At 69.5% G+C, this 13,485-nt stretch carries 10 protein-coding genes; 8 read left to right on the forward strand and 2 right to left on the reverse strand.

From position 1 onward, the window contains the following. The first annotated feature begins 32 nt into the window (after positions 1 to 32). Positions 33 to 1,532 carry a xanthine dehydrogenase small subunit gene (xdhA, locus tag ABSY19_RS06845; protein WP_382160494.1) on the forward strand — a complete coding sequence of 500 codons (1,500 nt, stop codon included), beginning with the start codon at positions 33 to 35 and terminating at the stop codon, positions 1,530 to 1,532. Continuing rightward, positions 1,529 to 3,925 (forward strand): xanthine dehydrogenase molybdopterin binding subunit, encoded by a 2,397-nt coding sequence (gene xdhB / locus ABSY19_RS06850; RefSeq protein ID WP_382160497.1) that lies wholly within the window; start codon positions 1,529 to 1,531, stop codon positions 3,923 to 3,925. Before xdhA ends, xdhB begins: the two co-directional genes overlap by 4 nt. On the opposite strand, the gene ABSY19_RS06855 is transcribed toward xdhB, so the two are convergent. Beyond that, entirely contained in the window at positions 3,922 to 5,472 is a 1,551-nt protein-coding gene (locus tag ABSY19_RS06855; RefSeq protein ID WP_382160499.1) for a hypothetical protein, read from the reverse strand. The two genes, xdhB and ABSY19_RS06855, sit on opposite strands and share 4 nt — an antisense overlap. 203 nt (positions 5,473 to 5,675) lie before the next feature. On the opposite strand from ABSY19_RS06855, the gene ABSY19_RS06860 reads away from it, so the two are divergent. From ABSY19_RS06860 to ABSY19_RS06885, 6 genes are read left to right on the forward strand one after another with little or no spacing between them, the layout of a single operon-like run. Continuing rightward, positions 5,676 to 6,872 (forward strand): ROK family transcriptional regulator, encoded by a 1,197-nt coding sequence (locus ABSY19_RS06860; protein WP_382160502.1) that lies wholly within the window; start codon positions 5,676 to 5,678, stop codon positions 6,870 to 6,872. Next, on the forward strand, positions 6,872 to 8,374 hold the full coding sequence (locus ABSY19_RS06865; RefSeq protein WP_382160505.1) for a sugar ABC transporter ATP-binding protein: 1,503 nt from the start codon (positions 6,872 to 6,874) through the stop codon (positions 8,372 to 8,374). The genes ABSY19_RS06860 and ABSY19_RS06865 overlap by 1 nt, the downstream gene beginning before the upstream one ends. Continuing rightward, a complete protein-coding gene (locus ABSY19_RS06870) occupies positions 8,355 to 9,359 on the forward strand; it encodes an ABC transporter permease (protein WP_382160507.1) in 1,005 nt (334 codons plus the stop codon). The genes ABSY19_RS06865 and ABSY19_RS06870 overlap by 20 nt, the downstream gene beginning before the upstream one ends. Before the next feature lie 54 nt (positions 9,360 to 9,413). Further along, positions 9,414 to 10,376, forward strand: coding sequence for a substrate-binding domain-containing protein (locus ABSY19_RS06875; RefSeq protein WP_382160510.1), 963 nt, complete (start codon positions 9,414 to 9,416; stop codon positions 10,374 to 10,376). A gap of 22 nt (positions 10,377 to 10,398) precedes the next feature. Further along, positions 10,399 to 11,466: a sugar phosphate isomerase/epimerase family protein gene (locus ABSY19_RS06880; protein WP_382160513.1), complete on the forward strand. Its 1,068-nt coding sequence runs from the start codon at positions 10,399 to 10,401 to the stop codon at positions 11,464 to 11,466. Beyond that, entirely contained in the window at positions 11,463 to 12,599 is a 1,137-nt protein-coding gene (locus ABSY19_RS06885; RefSeq protein WP_382160516.1) for a Gfo/Idh/MocA family protein, read from the forward strand. Before ABSY19_RS06880 ends, ABSY19_RS06885 begins: the two co-directional genes overlap by 4 nt. Here the strand turns inward: ABSY19_RS06885 and ABSY19_RS06890 are convergent. Beyond that, positions 12,596 to 13,411: a DUF72 domain-containing protein gene (locus ABSY19_RS06890; protein ID WP_382160519.1), complete on the reverse strand. Its 816-nt coding sequence runs from the start codon at positions 13,409 to 13,411 to the stop codon at positions 12,596 to 12,598. The two genes, ABSY19_RS06885 and ABSY19_RS06890, sit on opposite strands and share 4 nt — an antisense overlap. Positions 13,412 to 13,485 lie beyond the last annotated feature (74 nt).

Here is a 13,485-nt window from a genome sequence, read left to right on the forward strand (position 1 = left end):
TGTGCCAAGGGGGCAGCGCTATGCTGGCACGCATGAGCACCGAAATATCCGCACAAACCCTGACCTTCCTGCGCCGCGGCCAGCCCGTGACGCTGCGCCACGTGGCCCCCGACCGCACCTTGCTGGAGGTGCTGCGCGAAGACCTGCACTGCACCGGCACCAAGGAGGGCTGCGGCGAAGGCGACTGCGGCGCCTGCACCGTGGTGCTGGGCGAGGCGGTGGACGGGAAACTGGAATACAAGGCCATCAACAGCTGCATCCGGCTGGCGCACTCGGTGAACGGCCTGGCGGTCTGGACCGTGGAGGACCTGGCCAATGAAGAAGGCGAGCTGCACCCGGCGCAGGAAGCCATGGTGCAGTGCCACGGCAGCCAGTGCGGTTTCTGCACCCCGGGTTTCGTCATGAGCCTGTTCGGCATGTACCAGAACACCCAGGGCGGCCAGGGCATCGACCGCGCCCAGGCCCAGGCCGACCTCTCCGGCAACCTCTGCCGCTGCACCGGCTACCGGCCCATCCTGGACGCCGCGCAGCAGATGGGCGGCCTGCCGCTGCCCCAGGGCTGTGGCGTGAACGAGGCCGCCACCGTGGCGGCGCTCCAGTCGCTCAGGAAGAACCAGGAAGACGGCAGCACCTACCTGCGCCCGACCCGACTGACCGAGCTGCTGCGGCAGCGCGCCGCCCACCCCCGGGCCCAGGTGGTCGCGGGCTGCACCGACGTCGGCCTGTGGGTCACCAAGATGCACAAGCGCTTCGCGCAGGTGCTGGACGTGACCGCCGTGCGCGAGCTGCGCCGGGTGGAAGACTATCCCCACCACATCGCCATCGGCGCGGCCGTGACGCTCACCGACGCCTACGCCGCCCTGGTGAAAGACCGCCCCCAGCTCCAGACCTTCGCCCAGCGCTTCGCCGGCCTGCCGGTGCGCAACTCGGGCACGCTGGGCGGCAACGTGGCCAACGGCTCGCCCATCGGCGACTCCATGCCGCTGCTGATCGGCCTGGGCGCCAGCGTGGTGCTGATGCGCTGGGATCCGAAACGCGGCGCCATCGCCCACCGCGAACTGCGGCTGGAAGACCTCTACACCGGCTACCGCACCAACGTGATGCGGCCCGACGAACTGCTGGCCTGGATCAAGGTGCCCCGCCCCACGGCCGGGGAAACCTTCAAGGCCTACAAGATCAGCAAGCGCTTCGACGACGACATCTCCGCCGTCTGCCTCGCGATCCAGATGACGGTGACCGACGGCGTGGTGGCGCAGGTCTCCATCGGCGCGGGTGGTGTGGCCGCCACGCCGGCGCGCGCGCGCCAGACCGAAGCCGCCCTGCGCGGCCAGCCCTGGACGCCCGATGCGGTGAAAGCCGCCGTGGCCGCCCTGCGCGCCGAGTTCCAGCCCATCTCCGACATGCGCGCCAGCGCCGCCTACCGACAGGCCGTGCTGGGCAACCTGCTGCAGCGCTTCTGGCTGGAGAGCCAGGGCCTGCAGCACATCAACCTGGAAAACCTCAACGCGGCAACGCTGGAGGCACTGGCATGAACGCACGCGACCCCAACAACCCCAACACACCCGCGCCGGTGGTGATCTCGTCCCGCGCGGACGCCGTCGCCCCGCCCGAGGATGTGGCCGAAGCCCGCCCCGCGACCCCCGTGCCGCCCGCGAGCCCGCGCGCCGCCGGTGTCTCGCGCTTCCATGAAAGCGCGCGCGCCCAGGTGGCCGGCGGCGCCACCTACATCGACGACATCCCCGAGGTGCGCGGCACGCTGCACGCCGCCCCGGTCTGCTCCCCCGTGCCCCACGGCCGGCTGCGCGGCGTGGACGCCTCGGCCGCCCTGGCCGTGCCCGGCGTGCGCGGCGTCTTCGGCGCCAGCGACATCCCCGGCGACCCCACGCTGGCCGCCTTCGCGCACGACGAGCCCGTGTTCGCCAGCGAGACGGTGCAATTCACCGGCCAGGTGGTGGCCGTGGTCGTGGCCGACGACGTGATGACCGCGCGCCGCGCCGCGCGCCTGGTCAAGCTCGACATCGATCCCCTGCCCGCCGTGCTCTCGGTGCACCAGGCCCACGCCCAGTCCAGCTACGTGCTGCCGCCGGTGCACGTGAAGCGCGGCGACGCGGCCGCCGCCCTCGCGCGCGCGCCCCACCAGCTCGAAGGCACGTTCGAGGTCGGCGGCCAGGAACACTTCTACCTGGAAGGCCAGATCGCCTACGTGCTGCCGCTGGAACAGAACCAGTGGTGGGTCTACTCCAGCACCCAGCACCCGGGCGAGGTGCAGCACTGGGTGTCGCACGCGCTGGGCATCGACAACCACGCGGTGACGGTGGAATGCCGGCGCATGGGTGGCGGCTTCGGCGGCAAGGAAACGCAGGCAGGCCACCTCGCGGTGTGGGCCGCCGTGGCCTCGCGCAAGCTGCAGCGCCCGGTCAAGCTGCGGCTGGACCGCGACGACGACTTCATGGTCACCGGCAAGCGCCACCCCTTCGCCTACCACTACCGTGTGGGCTTTGACGACACCGGCCTGCTCAGCGGGCTCGACCTGGAGATGCTGGCCAACTGCGGCTTCAGCGCCGACCTCTCCGGCCCCGTGGCCGACCGCGCGATCTTCCACGCCGACAACGCCTACTTCCTGGAAGACGTGACGATCTCCAGCTACCGCTGCAAGACCAACACCCAGAGCCACACCGCCTTCCGCGGCTTCGGCGGCCCGCAGGGCGTGATCGTGATCGAGCGCATCCTCAGCGACATCGCGCAAGCGCTCGGCAGGGACCCGCTGGACGTGCGCCTGCGCAACCTCTACGGCATCGAGAGCCGCAACGTCACGCACTACCAGATGGCGGTGGAGGACAACATCCTCGAACCGCTCATGACCACGCTGGCGCAGACCAGCCGCTACCGTGAGCGGCGCGGCCAGATCGCGGCCTGGAACGCGGACAGCCCGGTCATCAAGAAAGGCATTTCGCTCACGCCGGTGAAGTTCGGCATCAGCTTCACCGCCACGCTGTTCAACCAGGCCGGCGCGCTGGTGCACGTTTACACCGACGGCAGCGTGCAGGTGAACCACGGCGGCACCGAGATGGGCCAGGGACTCAACACCAAGGTCGCCGCCATCGTGGCCGACGAGCTGGGCGTGCCCTTCGAGCGCGTGCTCTCCACCGCCTCCGACACCAGCAAGGTGCCCAACGCCAGCGCCACCGCCGCCTCCAGCGGCACCGACCTCAACGGCCGCGCCGCGCAGTTCGCCGCGCGCCACGTGCGCGACAACCTCGCGGCCTTCGTCGCCGGGCTGGACGGCTGCGGCGCGGGCGCGGTGCGCTTCGAAGGCGGCCAGGTGATCACGCCCAAGACCACGCGCAGCTTCGAGGAGGTGGTGCACGCGGCCTACGCCAACCGCATCCAGCTCTGGAGCGACGGCTTCTACCGCACGCCCAAGATCCACTATGACAAGACCACCCTCACCGGCCGGCCCTTCTACTACTTCGCCTACGGCGCGGCGGTCACCGAAGTGGCGATCGACACGCTCACCGGCGAGAGCCGCGTGCTCAAGGTGGACATCCTGCACGACGTGGGCCACAGCATCAACCCGGCGATCGACATCGGCCAGATCGAAGGCGGCTTCGTGCAGGGCATGGGCTGGCTCACCACCGAGCAATTGGTCTGGAACGACAAGGGCTACCTGCAGACCCACGCGCCCAGCACCTACAAGATCCCGGCCACCGGCGACATCCCCGCGCACTTCAAGGTCGAACTCTGGCCCGAGGCCAACCGCGAGGACAACGTGCACGGCAGCAAGGCCGTGGGCGAGCCGCCCTTCATGCTGGCGATCAGCGTGTTCGAGGCGCTGCGCGACGCGGTCGCCCAGGCCGGCGGCCGGCCCGGGGCGATGAACGCGCCAGCGACGGCGGAAGAAGTGCTGCGGGCGGTGGGCAGCTAAGCCTGGCCTAGCGGTCTGGGGTGGCCGGAATGCCCACGGTGGCGTGGTGGATGGTGTGGCAGCACGTACTGCCTCAACTTGCGTTCGATTTCCGTGAGCGGAAAGGCCAGGGGATCGTCCCCTGGGAGGACTTCCTCATCGATGTTGGCGTCGTCCTCAGGATCCACACCTTGGACGTGATCGGGGTTCTCGTCGCCCCCGCCACGAGGTTCCGGGTTGACTCGGGCATTGGCGAAGTCCACGATTTGAGGCTGTGGTTGCTGGGCCCTGGGAGGCTGGGGTCGTGTCGGGTTGCGGTTGAAGCCCCCCCTCAGCGCAGTGATCCCCCCATGCACGCCCAGTTCAAGGGAATCAAACAAAGCCACAAACTGGTGGTACTCAGGTGGCCGTTCCAGCAGCGCCCGATCCAGCAGCGGATGGTCGGTATTGTCCGAAAAAGCCGGATAGATCACGTGCGTGCTGTTCAAGCGCATGACGTTGACATAGTCCCGGTGATCCAGGTCCTTCAGGCGGCTCATGTCACCGTGGTAGCGGCGCACACGGGCCGAAGCAGTCCCAGGCAGGCACAGGTTGTTGGGGTTCAGGCCTTCCTGTGCGTTTTTCCAGGCGGAAAGAAAGAGCCCCTCGGTGATCGCTTGCACCGTGTGGATGAGCGCTTTGAAGTGCAGGTCCTTGAAGGGCGCACGCTCCTTCTGATACCAACCTTTGAACCCAAGCTGGGCGAAATAACCGATCAGCACCCAGGCCATGACGTCCGTCGCGGAGAAGATCGACGTCTGGACGCTGTTGTCAAAAGCATCAGGCCATTGCAAATGCCCTGTTGTCTTCACCGGCGGCAGCTGCTTGAGAAGCCAGACACCGGACTGGTCACAAGCGGAAACCACAACAAGGACCGCGAGAAAGAACCACAGGTTGTTGTTCTGAGACACCTGCAGCGTCTTCCAGCCGCAAAGCTGTTTGACGGCGGGAATGGCGATGTCCCGCAGCAAAAACCGCACGGCATGTTGCGCTGTGCGGTTGGCCAGCTCAGCGCTCACCCGTTTTCCATAGGAGAGTTCACCGCCCCCTTCGCAAAAGCTCCGCTCGATCCAGGTCTGCAAACAGGTGCCAGCGATATAGCCCAGGAAGTTCGCCAGGCCGATCGCGATCGCATCCAGCCAGATGTGGCCGTGCTCCACCCGGGCCGTGACCCGGTCCAGCAGGTCCTCGATTTGCGCCCCGAGATGGGCGTGGTCGAGCGTGAATGGACTGAGCCTCAGGTGCGCCTCCAGTTGCGTCAGCGCAGTCACCACCTGGTCGAGAAAGACCGGATCGGCCCTGCCGTAACCCCGCTCCCCGTCCCGTGCCCGGTCGTGGAGCTGCTTGAGCTCTTGGATCAGGTGGTGGTTCACCGGCTGCAGTTGGTCCATCAGAAACAAGCCCACTTCCTGCCACAGCCGCGGCCATTGGGGAGGAAAGTACGCCTCGTCAATCAGCTGGTCAAAGCGCTCCGCGACACCATTTCGCAAAACATCGATGGGCACGGGCCCGTTCGGATGGACATTCATCGGCCAGGGTTCTTTCTGCAAAGACCTCCTCGGGAGGCCACCCAGGCACATGCCCGGGCCTGCCTGAGTGCGCTGTGCAGCCCCTTGGTTTGTCAATTGACCCGATTTGGGTCGAAATTTGATCTTGTCGGGTCGAATTCGACCGCATAGCATGCGTCTCCAGTGCCGCGCCCGACGACGGCACACCAACGGAGACACGCATCTTGAACTGGAAAGGCCTGAAAACCGGTGAGCGCACCGTGCTGGACCATGTGTTCTGGGCCAGCGGCATCTCGCGCGACGCCCTGGCCGCCGCGGCCTCGTTCTCCAAGACCCGCGCCAACGCGGCGGTGGCCGAGCTGCTCGAACAAGGCCTGCTGGAGCAGACCGGCGAGCAGGTGCCCACCGGCGGGCGCCGCGCCGACACCCTGCGCCTGAGCCGCAGCCTGGGCGTGCTCATCGGCGTGGCCGTGGGCGCCACCGGGCTGGAGGTGGGCATCCTCAGCCCCGACCTGGCCGTGATGGCCCACCACAGCGAACCGGCCGACGTGCACGACGGCCCCGGCCCGGTGCTCTCGCGCATCCGCGTGCTCATGCACGAGCTGCTGGCGCGCTGCGGCGTGGCGCCGCGCCAGGTGATCGGCATCGGCATCGGCCTGCCCGGCCCGGTGGACTTCGACAGCGGCCAGCTCGTGAGCCCGCCGCTGATGCCGCTGTGGGACGGCTACTCCATCCGCGACGACCTGGCCGCCGACTTCAGCGCGCCCGTCTTCGTGGACAACGACGTGAACGTGATGGCGCTGGGCGAGCTCTGGCGCATGCAGCGCAGCCTGCCCAACTTCCTGGTGGTGAAGGTGGGCACCGGCGTGGGCTGCGGCATCGTCTGCCAGGGCCAGGTCTACCGAGGCGCCAACGGCTCGGCCGGCGACGTGGGTCACATCTGCGTGGTGCCCGACGGCCCGCGCTGCCACTGCGGCAACCTCGGTTGCGTGGAGACGCTGGCCGCCGGGCCCGCGATCGCGCGCATGGCCACCGAGGCGGCCCAGGCCGGCCAGAGCCCGCTGCTCGCGCGCATGCTGGCCGAGCGCGGCCCGCTGCGCCTGCAGGACGTGGCCGAGGCCAGCCGCGCGGGCGACATGGCGGCCAACCAGGTGGTGCAGCGCTCGGGCGCGCTGGTGGGGCAGATGCTCGCCTCGGTGGTGAACTTCTTCAACCCCTCGCACGTGTTCATCGGCGGCGGCGTCACGCGCGTGGGGCCGCTGTTCCTGGCTGCCGTGCGCCAGAGTGTGTACCACCGCTCGCTCGCGCTCTCCACGCGGCACCTGGAGATTCAGTACACGCCGCTGGGCGAACGCGCCGGGCTCATCGGCGCGGGCGTGCTGGCCATGCAGGAAAGCCTGCGGCAGATGGAGCTGGCGTGATGGCGGCCGCTGGCGTGCGCGTCGAGCTGCGCGGCATCGTCAAGCGCTTCGGCCCGGTGCAGGTGCTGCACGGCGTGGACCTGGCCTTCGAGCCCGGCCGCGTCTACGGCCTGCTGGGCGAGAACGGCGCGGGCAAGTCCACCCTCATGAAGATCCTCGCGGGCTACGAGCCGCCCAGCGAAGGCACGCTGCAGGTGAACGGCCGCGCGGTGCGCTTCGACGGCCCGCGCGCGGCCGAGGCCGAAGGCATCGTGCTGATCCACCAGGAGTTCAACCTGGCCGAAGACCTCACGGTGGCGCAGAACATCTTCCTGGGCCACGAGAAAAAGCGGCGCGGCCTCTGGCTCGACGACGGGGCCATGCGCGCCACCGCACGCCGCGTGCTCGACGACGTGGGTCTGAGCAAGGTGCACCCCGACACCCGCGTGCGCGACCTCATCGTGGCCGAGCGCCAGCTGGTGGAGATCGCCAAGGCGCTGTCGCGCCACGCGCGCGTGCTCATCATGGACGAGCCCACCGCCACGCTCACGCCGGGCGAGACCGGCCGGCTGTTCGGCCTGGTCGCGCGCCTGCAGGCCGAAGGCGTGACCATCGTCTTCATCTCGCACAAGCTCGACGAGGTGGAACGCATCACCGAAGAGGTGGTCGTGATGCGCGACGGCCGCCTGGTGGCGCAGCAGGCCACGGCCACGCTCACGCGCGCGCAGATGGCGAACCTGATGGTGGGCCGCGAACTCGCCGACCTCTACCCGCCGCGCACCGAGGTGCCGGCCGACGCGCCGGTGCTGCTCTCGGTGCGCGCCCTGAGCGTGCCCGGCTGGGCGCAGGACGTGAGCTTCGAGGTGCGCGCGGGCGAGGTGTTCGGCTTCGCCGGCCTGGTGGGCGCGGGGCGCACCGAACTCTTCGAAGGCCTGCTGGGCCTGCGCGAGCGCAGCGCGCAGGCGGTGCAGGTGGCCGGGCGCGAGCTGCTGCCGCGCTCGCCGCGCGAAGCGGCCGACGCCGGCCTCACCTACCTGAGCGAAGACCGCAAGGGCCGGGGCCTGCACGTGCGCTTCGGCCTGCGCGAGAACCTCACGCTGATGGCGCTGCAGAAGCACGCCCGCCCCTGGCTGCAGCCCGCGAGCGAAGTCGCCGCGCTGGCGCAGGCGGTGCGCGACTTCGGCATCCGCACCGGCTCGCTCGATGTGCCGGCCGGCTCGCTCTCGGGCGGCAACCAGCAGAAGCTGGCGCTGGCCAAGGTGCTGCACCCGGACCCGCGCGTGGTGGTGCTCGACGAGCCCACGCGCGGCGTGGACATCGGCGCCAAGCGCGACATCTACGCCCTCATCCAGCGCCTGGCCGCCAGCGGCCGCGCGGTGGTCGTGATCTCGTCCGAGCTCATGGAACTCATCGGCCTGTGCCACCGCGTCGCGGTGATGCGCTCGGGCCGCCTGCAGGCCACGCTGTCGGCCGCCGACCTCAACGAACAGGAGCTCATCGCCCATGCCACAGGAACGCACTGACGCCACCCCGGCACCGCCCCCGGCCGCCGGCCGCGCCTGGCGCCTGCCCACCCTGGGCCCGCTGCTCGGCCTGGTGCTGCTGTGCATCGCCGGCACGCTGCTCAACCGCGAGTTCGCCACGGTGGACAACGCCATGAACGTGCTCACGCGCACCGCCTTCATCGGCATCATCGCCGTGGGCATGTGCTTCGTGATCATCTCGGGCGGCATCGACCTCTCGGTGGGTTCCATGGCCGCGCTGATCGCGGGCGTGGTGATCCTGCTCATGAACAGGATCGCCCCCCTGGGCTGGCCGCCGGTGGCGGTGGTGATGGTGGGCATGGCCGCCGCCGTGCTGCTGGGCGCGCTGTTCGGCCTGGCGCACGGCCTGCTCATCACGCGCGGGCGCATCGAGCCCTTCATCGTCACGCTGGGCACGCTGGGCATCTTCCGCGCCTACCTCACCTACTTCGCCGACGGCGGCGCGCTCGCGCTCGACAACGCGCTGGCCGACGCCTACGGCCCGGTGTACTACGGCAGCCTGCTGGGCGTGCCCATCCCGGTGTGGATCTTCGCGCTGGTGGCCCTGGCCGGTGCCCTGCTGCTCAACCGCACCGCCTTCGGCCGCTACGTGCAGGCCATCGGCTCCAACGAGCAGGTGGCGCGCTACGCCGCGGTGGACGTGGACCGCATCAAGGTGCTCACCTACACCCTGCTCGGCGTGTGCGTGGGCATCGCCACCCTGCTCTACGTGCCGCGCCTGGGCTCGGCCTCGCCCACCACCGGCCTGCTGTGGGAGCTCGAAGCCATCGCCGCCGTGATCGTGGGCGGCACCGCGCTGCGCGGTGGCGCCGGCAGCATCGGCGGCACCGTGATCGGCGCCATCCTGCTCTCGGTCATCAGCAACATCCTCAACCTCACCAGCATCATCAGCGTGTACCTCAACGCGGCGGTGCAGGGTTTCGTGATCATCGCCGTCGCATTCATGCAGCGGCGGCGTCCCTGAAGGCACGCCATGCCTTCTTTCTTTCCCTGTCATCAACACATCAAGGAGACAAGCATGAAGTACCGTTCCCGTCTGCTCGCGCTGGCCGCCCTGGCCGCGCTGGGCGTGGCCAGCCCGCTGCTGGCGCAGGCCCAGAACAAGGTGAACCTGGGCGTGGCCATCCCGGCCGCCACCCACAGCTTCGCCGCCGGCCTGGTGTACTGGGCCAACGAAGCCAAGAAAGAGCTGGAGAAGGACCCCAACATCAAGGTCACGATCAAGACCGCCAGCGGCGCGCCCGAGCAGGCCAACCAGCTGCAGGACCTGGTCACCGCGACCAAGATCGACTCGCTGGTGATCCTGCCCTTCGAATCCGCCGCGCTCACGCGCCCGGTGCAGCAGGTCAAGGCCAAGGGCGTGTACGTGACGGTGGTGGACCGCGGCCTCACCGACACCAGCGCGCAGGACGCCTACGTCTCGGGCGACAACACCGCCTTCGGCAAGGTGCCGGCCGAGTACCTGGCCAAGGCGCTCAACGGCAAGGGCAACATCGTGGCGCTGCGCGGCATCCCCACCACCATCGACAACGAGCGCATGGACGCCTTCAACGCGGTGATGAAGAACCACCCCGGCATCAAGGTGCTGGACGCCAAGCACGGCAACTGGAACCGCGACGACGCGTTCAAGGTGATGCAGGACTACCTCACGCGCTTCAAGGAGATCGACGCCGTGTGGGCGGCCGACGACGACATGGCCTTCGGCGTGCTGCGCGCGATCGAACAGGCCAAGCGCAAGGACATCAAGATCGTCTTCGGCGGCGCCGGTGCCAAGGCCATGGTCAAGACGCTGATGGACGGCAGCAACCCGCTGATCCAGGCCAACGTGTCGTACTCGCCCAAGTTCCTCTACGACGCCATCAAGATGACCGCGCTGGCGCGCAAGAAGGGCGAGAAGCTGCCGCCCTCGACCATCGTGCCATCGGTGCTGATCACCAAGGCCAACGCGAAAGACTTCTACTTCCCCGACTCGCCGTTCTGAGTCCGCGCGCCAGGAGGACCCCATGAAAACCATCCAGGGACCCGGGATCTTCCTGGCCCAGTTCATCGGCACGGCCGCGCCGTTCGACACGCTCGACGGCCTGGCCGGCTGGGCCGCCTCGCTGGGCTACCGGGGGGTGCAGATCCCCACCAGCGACGCGGCGATCTTCGACCTCGAACGCGCCGCGACCAGCGACACCTATTGCGACGAGGTGAAGGGCCGGCTCGCCGCGCACGGCCTGCAGATCCCCGAGCTCTCGACCCACCTGCAGGGCCAGCTGCTGTGCGTGCACCCCGCCTACGACCTGCAGTTCGACGCCTTCGCCGCCCCCCAGGTGCGCGGCAACCCCACGGCGCGCACGGCCTGGGCGCACGAGCAGCTGCTGCTGGCCGCGAAGGCCTCGCGGCGCCTGGGCCTGAAAGCCCACGCCAGCTTCTCGGGCGCGCTGGCCTGGCCCTACCTCTACCCCTGGCCGCAACGCCCGCCCGGCCTGGTGGAAGCCGCGTTCGCCGAACTCGCGAAGCGCTGGCGCCCGGTGCTCGACGCCTTCGATGAAGCCGGCGTGGACGTCTGCTACGAACTGCACCCCGGCGAAGACCTGCACGACGGCATCACCTTCGAGCGTTTTCTCGACGCCGTGGGCCAGCACCCGCGCGCGAACATCCTCTACGACCCCAGCCACTTCGTGCTGCAGCAGCTCGACTACCTGGCCTTCATCGACCACTACCACGAGCGCATCCGCGCCTTCCACGTGAAGGACGCCGAGTTCCGCCCCAACGGCAAGCAGGGCGTGTACGGCGGCTTCTCCAGCTGGATCGACCGCGCGGGCCGCTTCCGCTCGCTCGGCGACGGCCAGGTGGACTTCAAGGGCATCTTCTCCAAGATGGCGCAACACGACTACGCGGGCTGGGCCGTGCTGGAGTGGGAGTGCTGCCTCAAGCACCCGGAAGACGGCGCGCGCGAAGGCGCGGCCTTCATCCGCGAGCACCTCATCCGCGTGGCCGACCGCGCCTTCGACGACTTCGCCGCGAGCGCGGGCGACACCGCCACGCTCGCCGCCCTGCTCGGCCTGAACCGGGGCGCGGCATGAGCACGAACGACGGGCGCGCGGCGCGGCGCATCCGCCTGGGCATGGTGGGCGGTGGCGACGGCAGCTTCATCGGCGCGGCCCACCGCATCGCCGCGCGGCTGGACGACCAGTTCGAGCTGGTGGCCGGCGCGCTCTCGTCCACCGCCGAACGCGCGCACGCCAGCGCGGCCCGGTTGCACATCGCGCCCGAGCGCAGCTACGCCGACTACACCGCCATGGCGCAGGCCGAGGCGCGGCGCGAGGACGGCATCGACGCCGTGGCCATCGTCACGCCCAACCACCTGCACGTGCCGGTGGCGCGCGCCTTCGTGGAGCAAGGCATCCACGTCATCTGCGACAAGCCGCTGGCCACCTCGCTGGTCGAGGCCCAGGCGCTCGCGCAGTCGGTGCGCGAGCGCGGCCTGCTGTTCCTGCTCACCCACACCTACGCGGGCTACCCCATGGTGCGCCAGGCGCGCGAGATGGTGGCCGCCGGCGAACTCGGCGAGCTGCGCATCGTGCAGGTGGAGTACGCGCAGGACTGGCTGGGCGAACCGGTGGAACACCAGGGCAACAAGCAGGCCGAGTGGCGCGCCGACCCGAGCCGCGCCGGCCCGGCCGGCGCGCTGGGCGACATCGGCACCCACGCCTACCAGCTGGCGCGCTACGTGAGCGGCCTGAACGTGCAGGAGCTGTCGGCCGAACTCACGAGCTTCGTGCCCGGCCGCACGCTGGACGACCACGTGCAGACCATGCTGCGCTTCGACGGCGGCGCGCGCGGCATGCTGTGGGCCAGCCAGGTCGCCAGCGGCGCCTGCAACGCCCTGCGCCTGCGCGTCTACGGCACGCGCGCCTCGCTGCATTTCGACCAGGAGCAGCCCGAATTCCTGAACTTCGCCCCGCTGGGGGGCCCGGTGCGGCAACTGCGCCGGGGCATGGCGCCGCAGATCGCCGCCAACCGCATTCCGGCCGGCCACCCGGAGGGTTACTTCGAGGCCTTCGCCGAGCTGTACCGCGATTTCGCGCGCGCCTGGCGCGGCGAAGCAAGCACCAACATGCCCGGCCTGCTGGACGGGCTGGACGGCATGGCCTTCATCGAGGCCGTGCTGAACAGCCACCAGCAGAACGCGCGCTGGGTGCGGCTGGAGCGTTAGCCGAGGCGCTCGATCAGCGCCATCGCGGCCGCCGGGGCGCGTTCCTTGGCGCCGCTGATGAAGTACATGAACACGTCCCGCGCCTTGGCCTTCGGGCCGGCGCCGTCGACCCGCGGCACGTCGGCCGGCTCACCGCCGGCGGCCCAGGTCCTCGCGGCCTCGGCCCAGCGGTCCAGCGCCTTGGGGGCGTAACCGGTCTTCACCTTCGGGTCGGTGCGCATCAGGCGCGCGTAGACAAAGTCGCCGGTCAGGTCGGCGAACGAGGGGTAGTCGTCGGAATCGGTGAACACCGTGGCGCAGCGGTGCTTGCGCGCGAGCGCGAGGTAGGCCGGGTCCAGGAAGCTCGCGTGCCGCACGTCCAGCGCGTGGCGCAGCGGCAGGCCGTCGACCTCGCGCGGCAGCAGCTTCAGGAAGGCCTCGAAGTCCACCGGGTCGAACTGCTTGGTGGGCGCGAACTGCCAGACCAGCGGCCCGAGCTTGGGGCCGAGTTCGCTCAGGCCGCTGCCCACGAAACGTTCGATGGACTCGCCGGCCTCGGCCAGCACCCGGCGGTTGGTGGTGAAGCGGTTGGCCTTCAGCGAGAACACGAAGCCCTCGGGTGTCTCGTCGCGCCATTTGGCGAAGGTGGGCGGCTTGAAGGTGCTGTAGTAGGTGCCGTTGACCTCGATCGCGGTCAGCTGCGTGCTGGCGTAGGCCAGCTCCTTGCTCTGCGCCAGGCCTTTGGGGTAGAAGTTGTCGCGCCAGGGCTCGTAGGTCCAGCCGCCCACGCCCGACCGGATCGCGCCCGATGTTGCCTTCTTGCTGGTGGCCATGCCGTCTCCTGCGGAAAAAACGTCTGCAACTCTACAAGATGACCGGCGCGGCAGGGCGATTCTCCCAGGCACGC

The sequence above is a fragment of the Hydrogenophaga sp. ANAO-22 genome (assembly GCF_042466645.1).
Taxonomy (GTDB): Bacteria; Pseudomonadota; Gammaproteobacteria; order Burkholderiales; family Burkholderiaceae_C; genus Hydrogenophaga.

What these genes read in the sequence shown, in the direction of transcription:
- xdhA (WP_382160494.1), top strand. Translation starts at nt 33, where the DNA reads ATGAGCACCGAAATATCCGCACAAACCCTGACCTTCCTGCGCCGCGGC.
- xdhB (WP_382160497.1), top strand. Translation starts at nt 1,529, where the DNA reads ATGAACGCACGCGACCCCAACAACCCCAACACACCCGCGCCGGTGGTG.
- ABSY19_RS06855 (WP_382160499.1), bottom strand. Translation starts at nt 5,472, where the DNA reads ATGAATGTCCATCCGAACGGGCCCGTGCCCATCGATGTTTTGCGAAAT.
- ABSY19_RS06865 (WP_382160505.1), top strand. Translation starts at nt 6,872, where the DNA reads ATGGCGGCCGCTGGCGTGCGCGTCGAGCTGCGCGGCATCGTCAAGCGC.
- ABSY19_RS06870 (WP_382160507.1), top strand. Translation starts at nt 8,355, where the DNA reads ATGCCACAGGAACGCACTGACGCCACCCCGGCACCGCCCCCGGCCGCC.
- ABSY19_RS06875 (WP_382160510.1), top strand. Translation starts at nt 9,414, where the DNA reads ATGAAGTACCGTTCCCGTCTGCTCGCGCTGGCCGCCCTGGCCGCGCTG.
- ABSY19_RS06880 (WP_382160513.1), top strand. Translation starts at nt 10,399, where the DNA reads ATGAAAACCATCCAGGGACCCGGGATCTTCCTGGCCCAGTTCATCGGC.
- ABSY19_RS06885 (WP_382160516.1), top strand. Translation starts at nt 11,463, where the DNA reads ATGAGCACGAACGACGGGCGCGCGGCGCGGCGCATCCGCCTGGGCATG.
- ABSY19_RS06890 (WP_382160519.1), bottom strand. Translation starts at nt 13,411, where the DNA reads ATGGCCACCAGCAAGAAGGCAACATCGGGCGCGATCCGGTCGGGCGTG.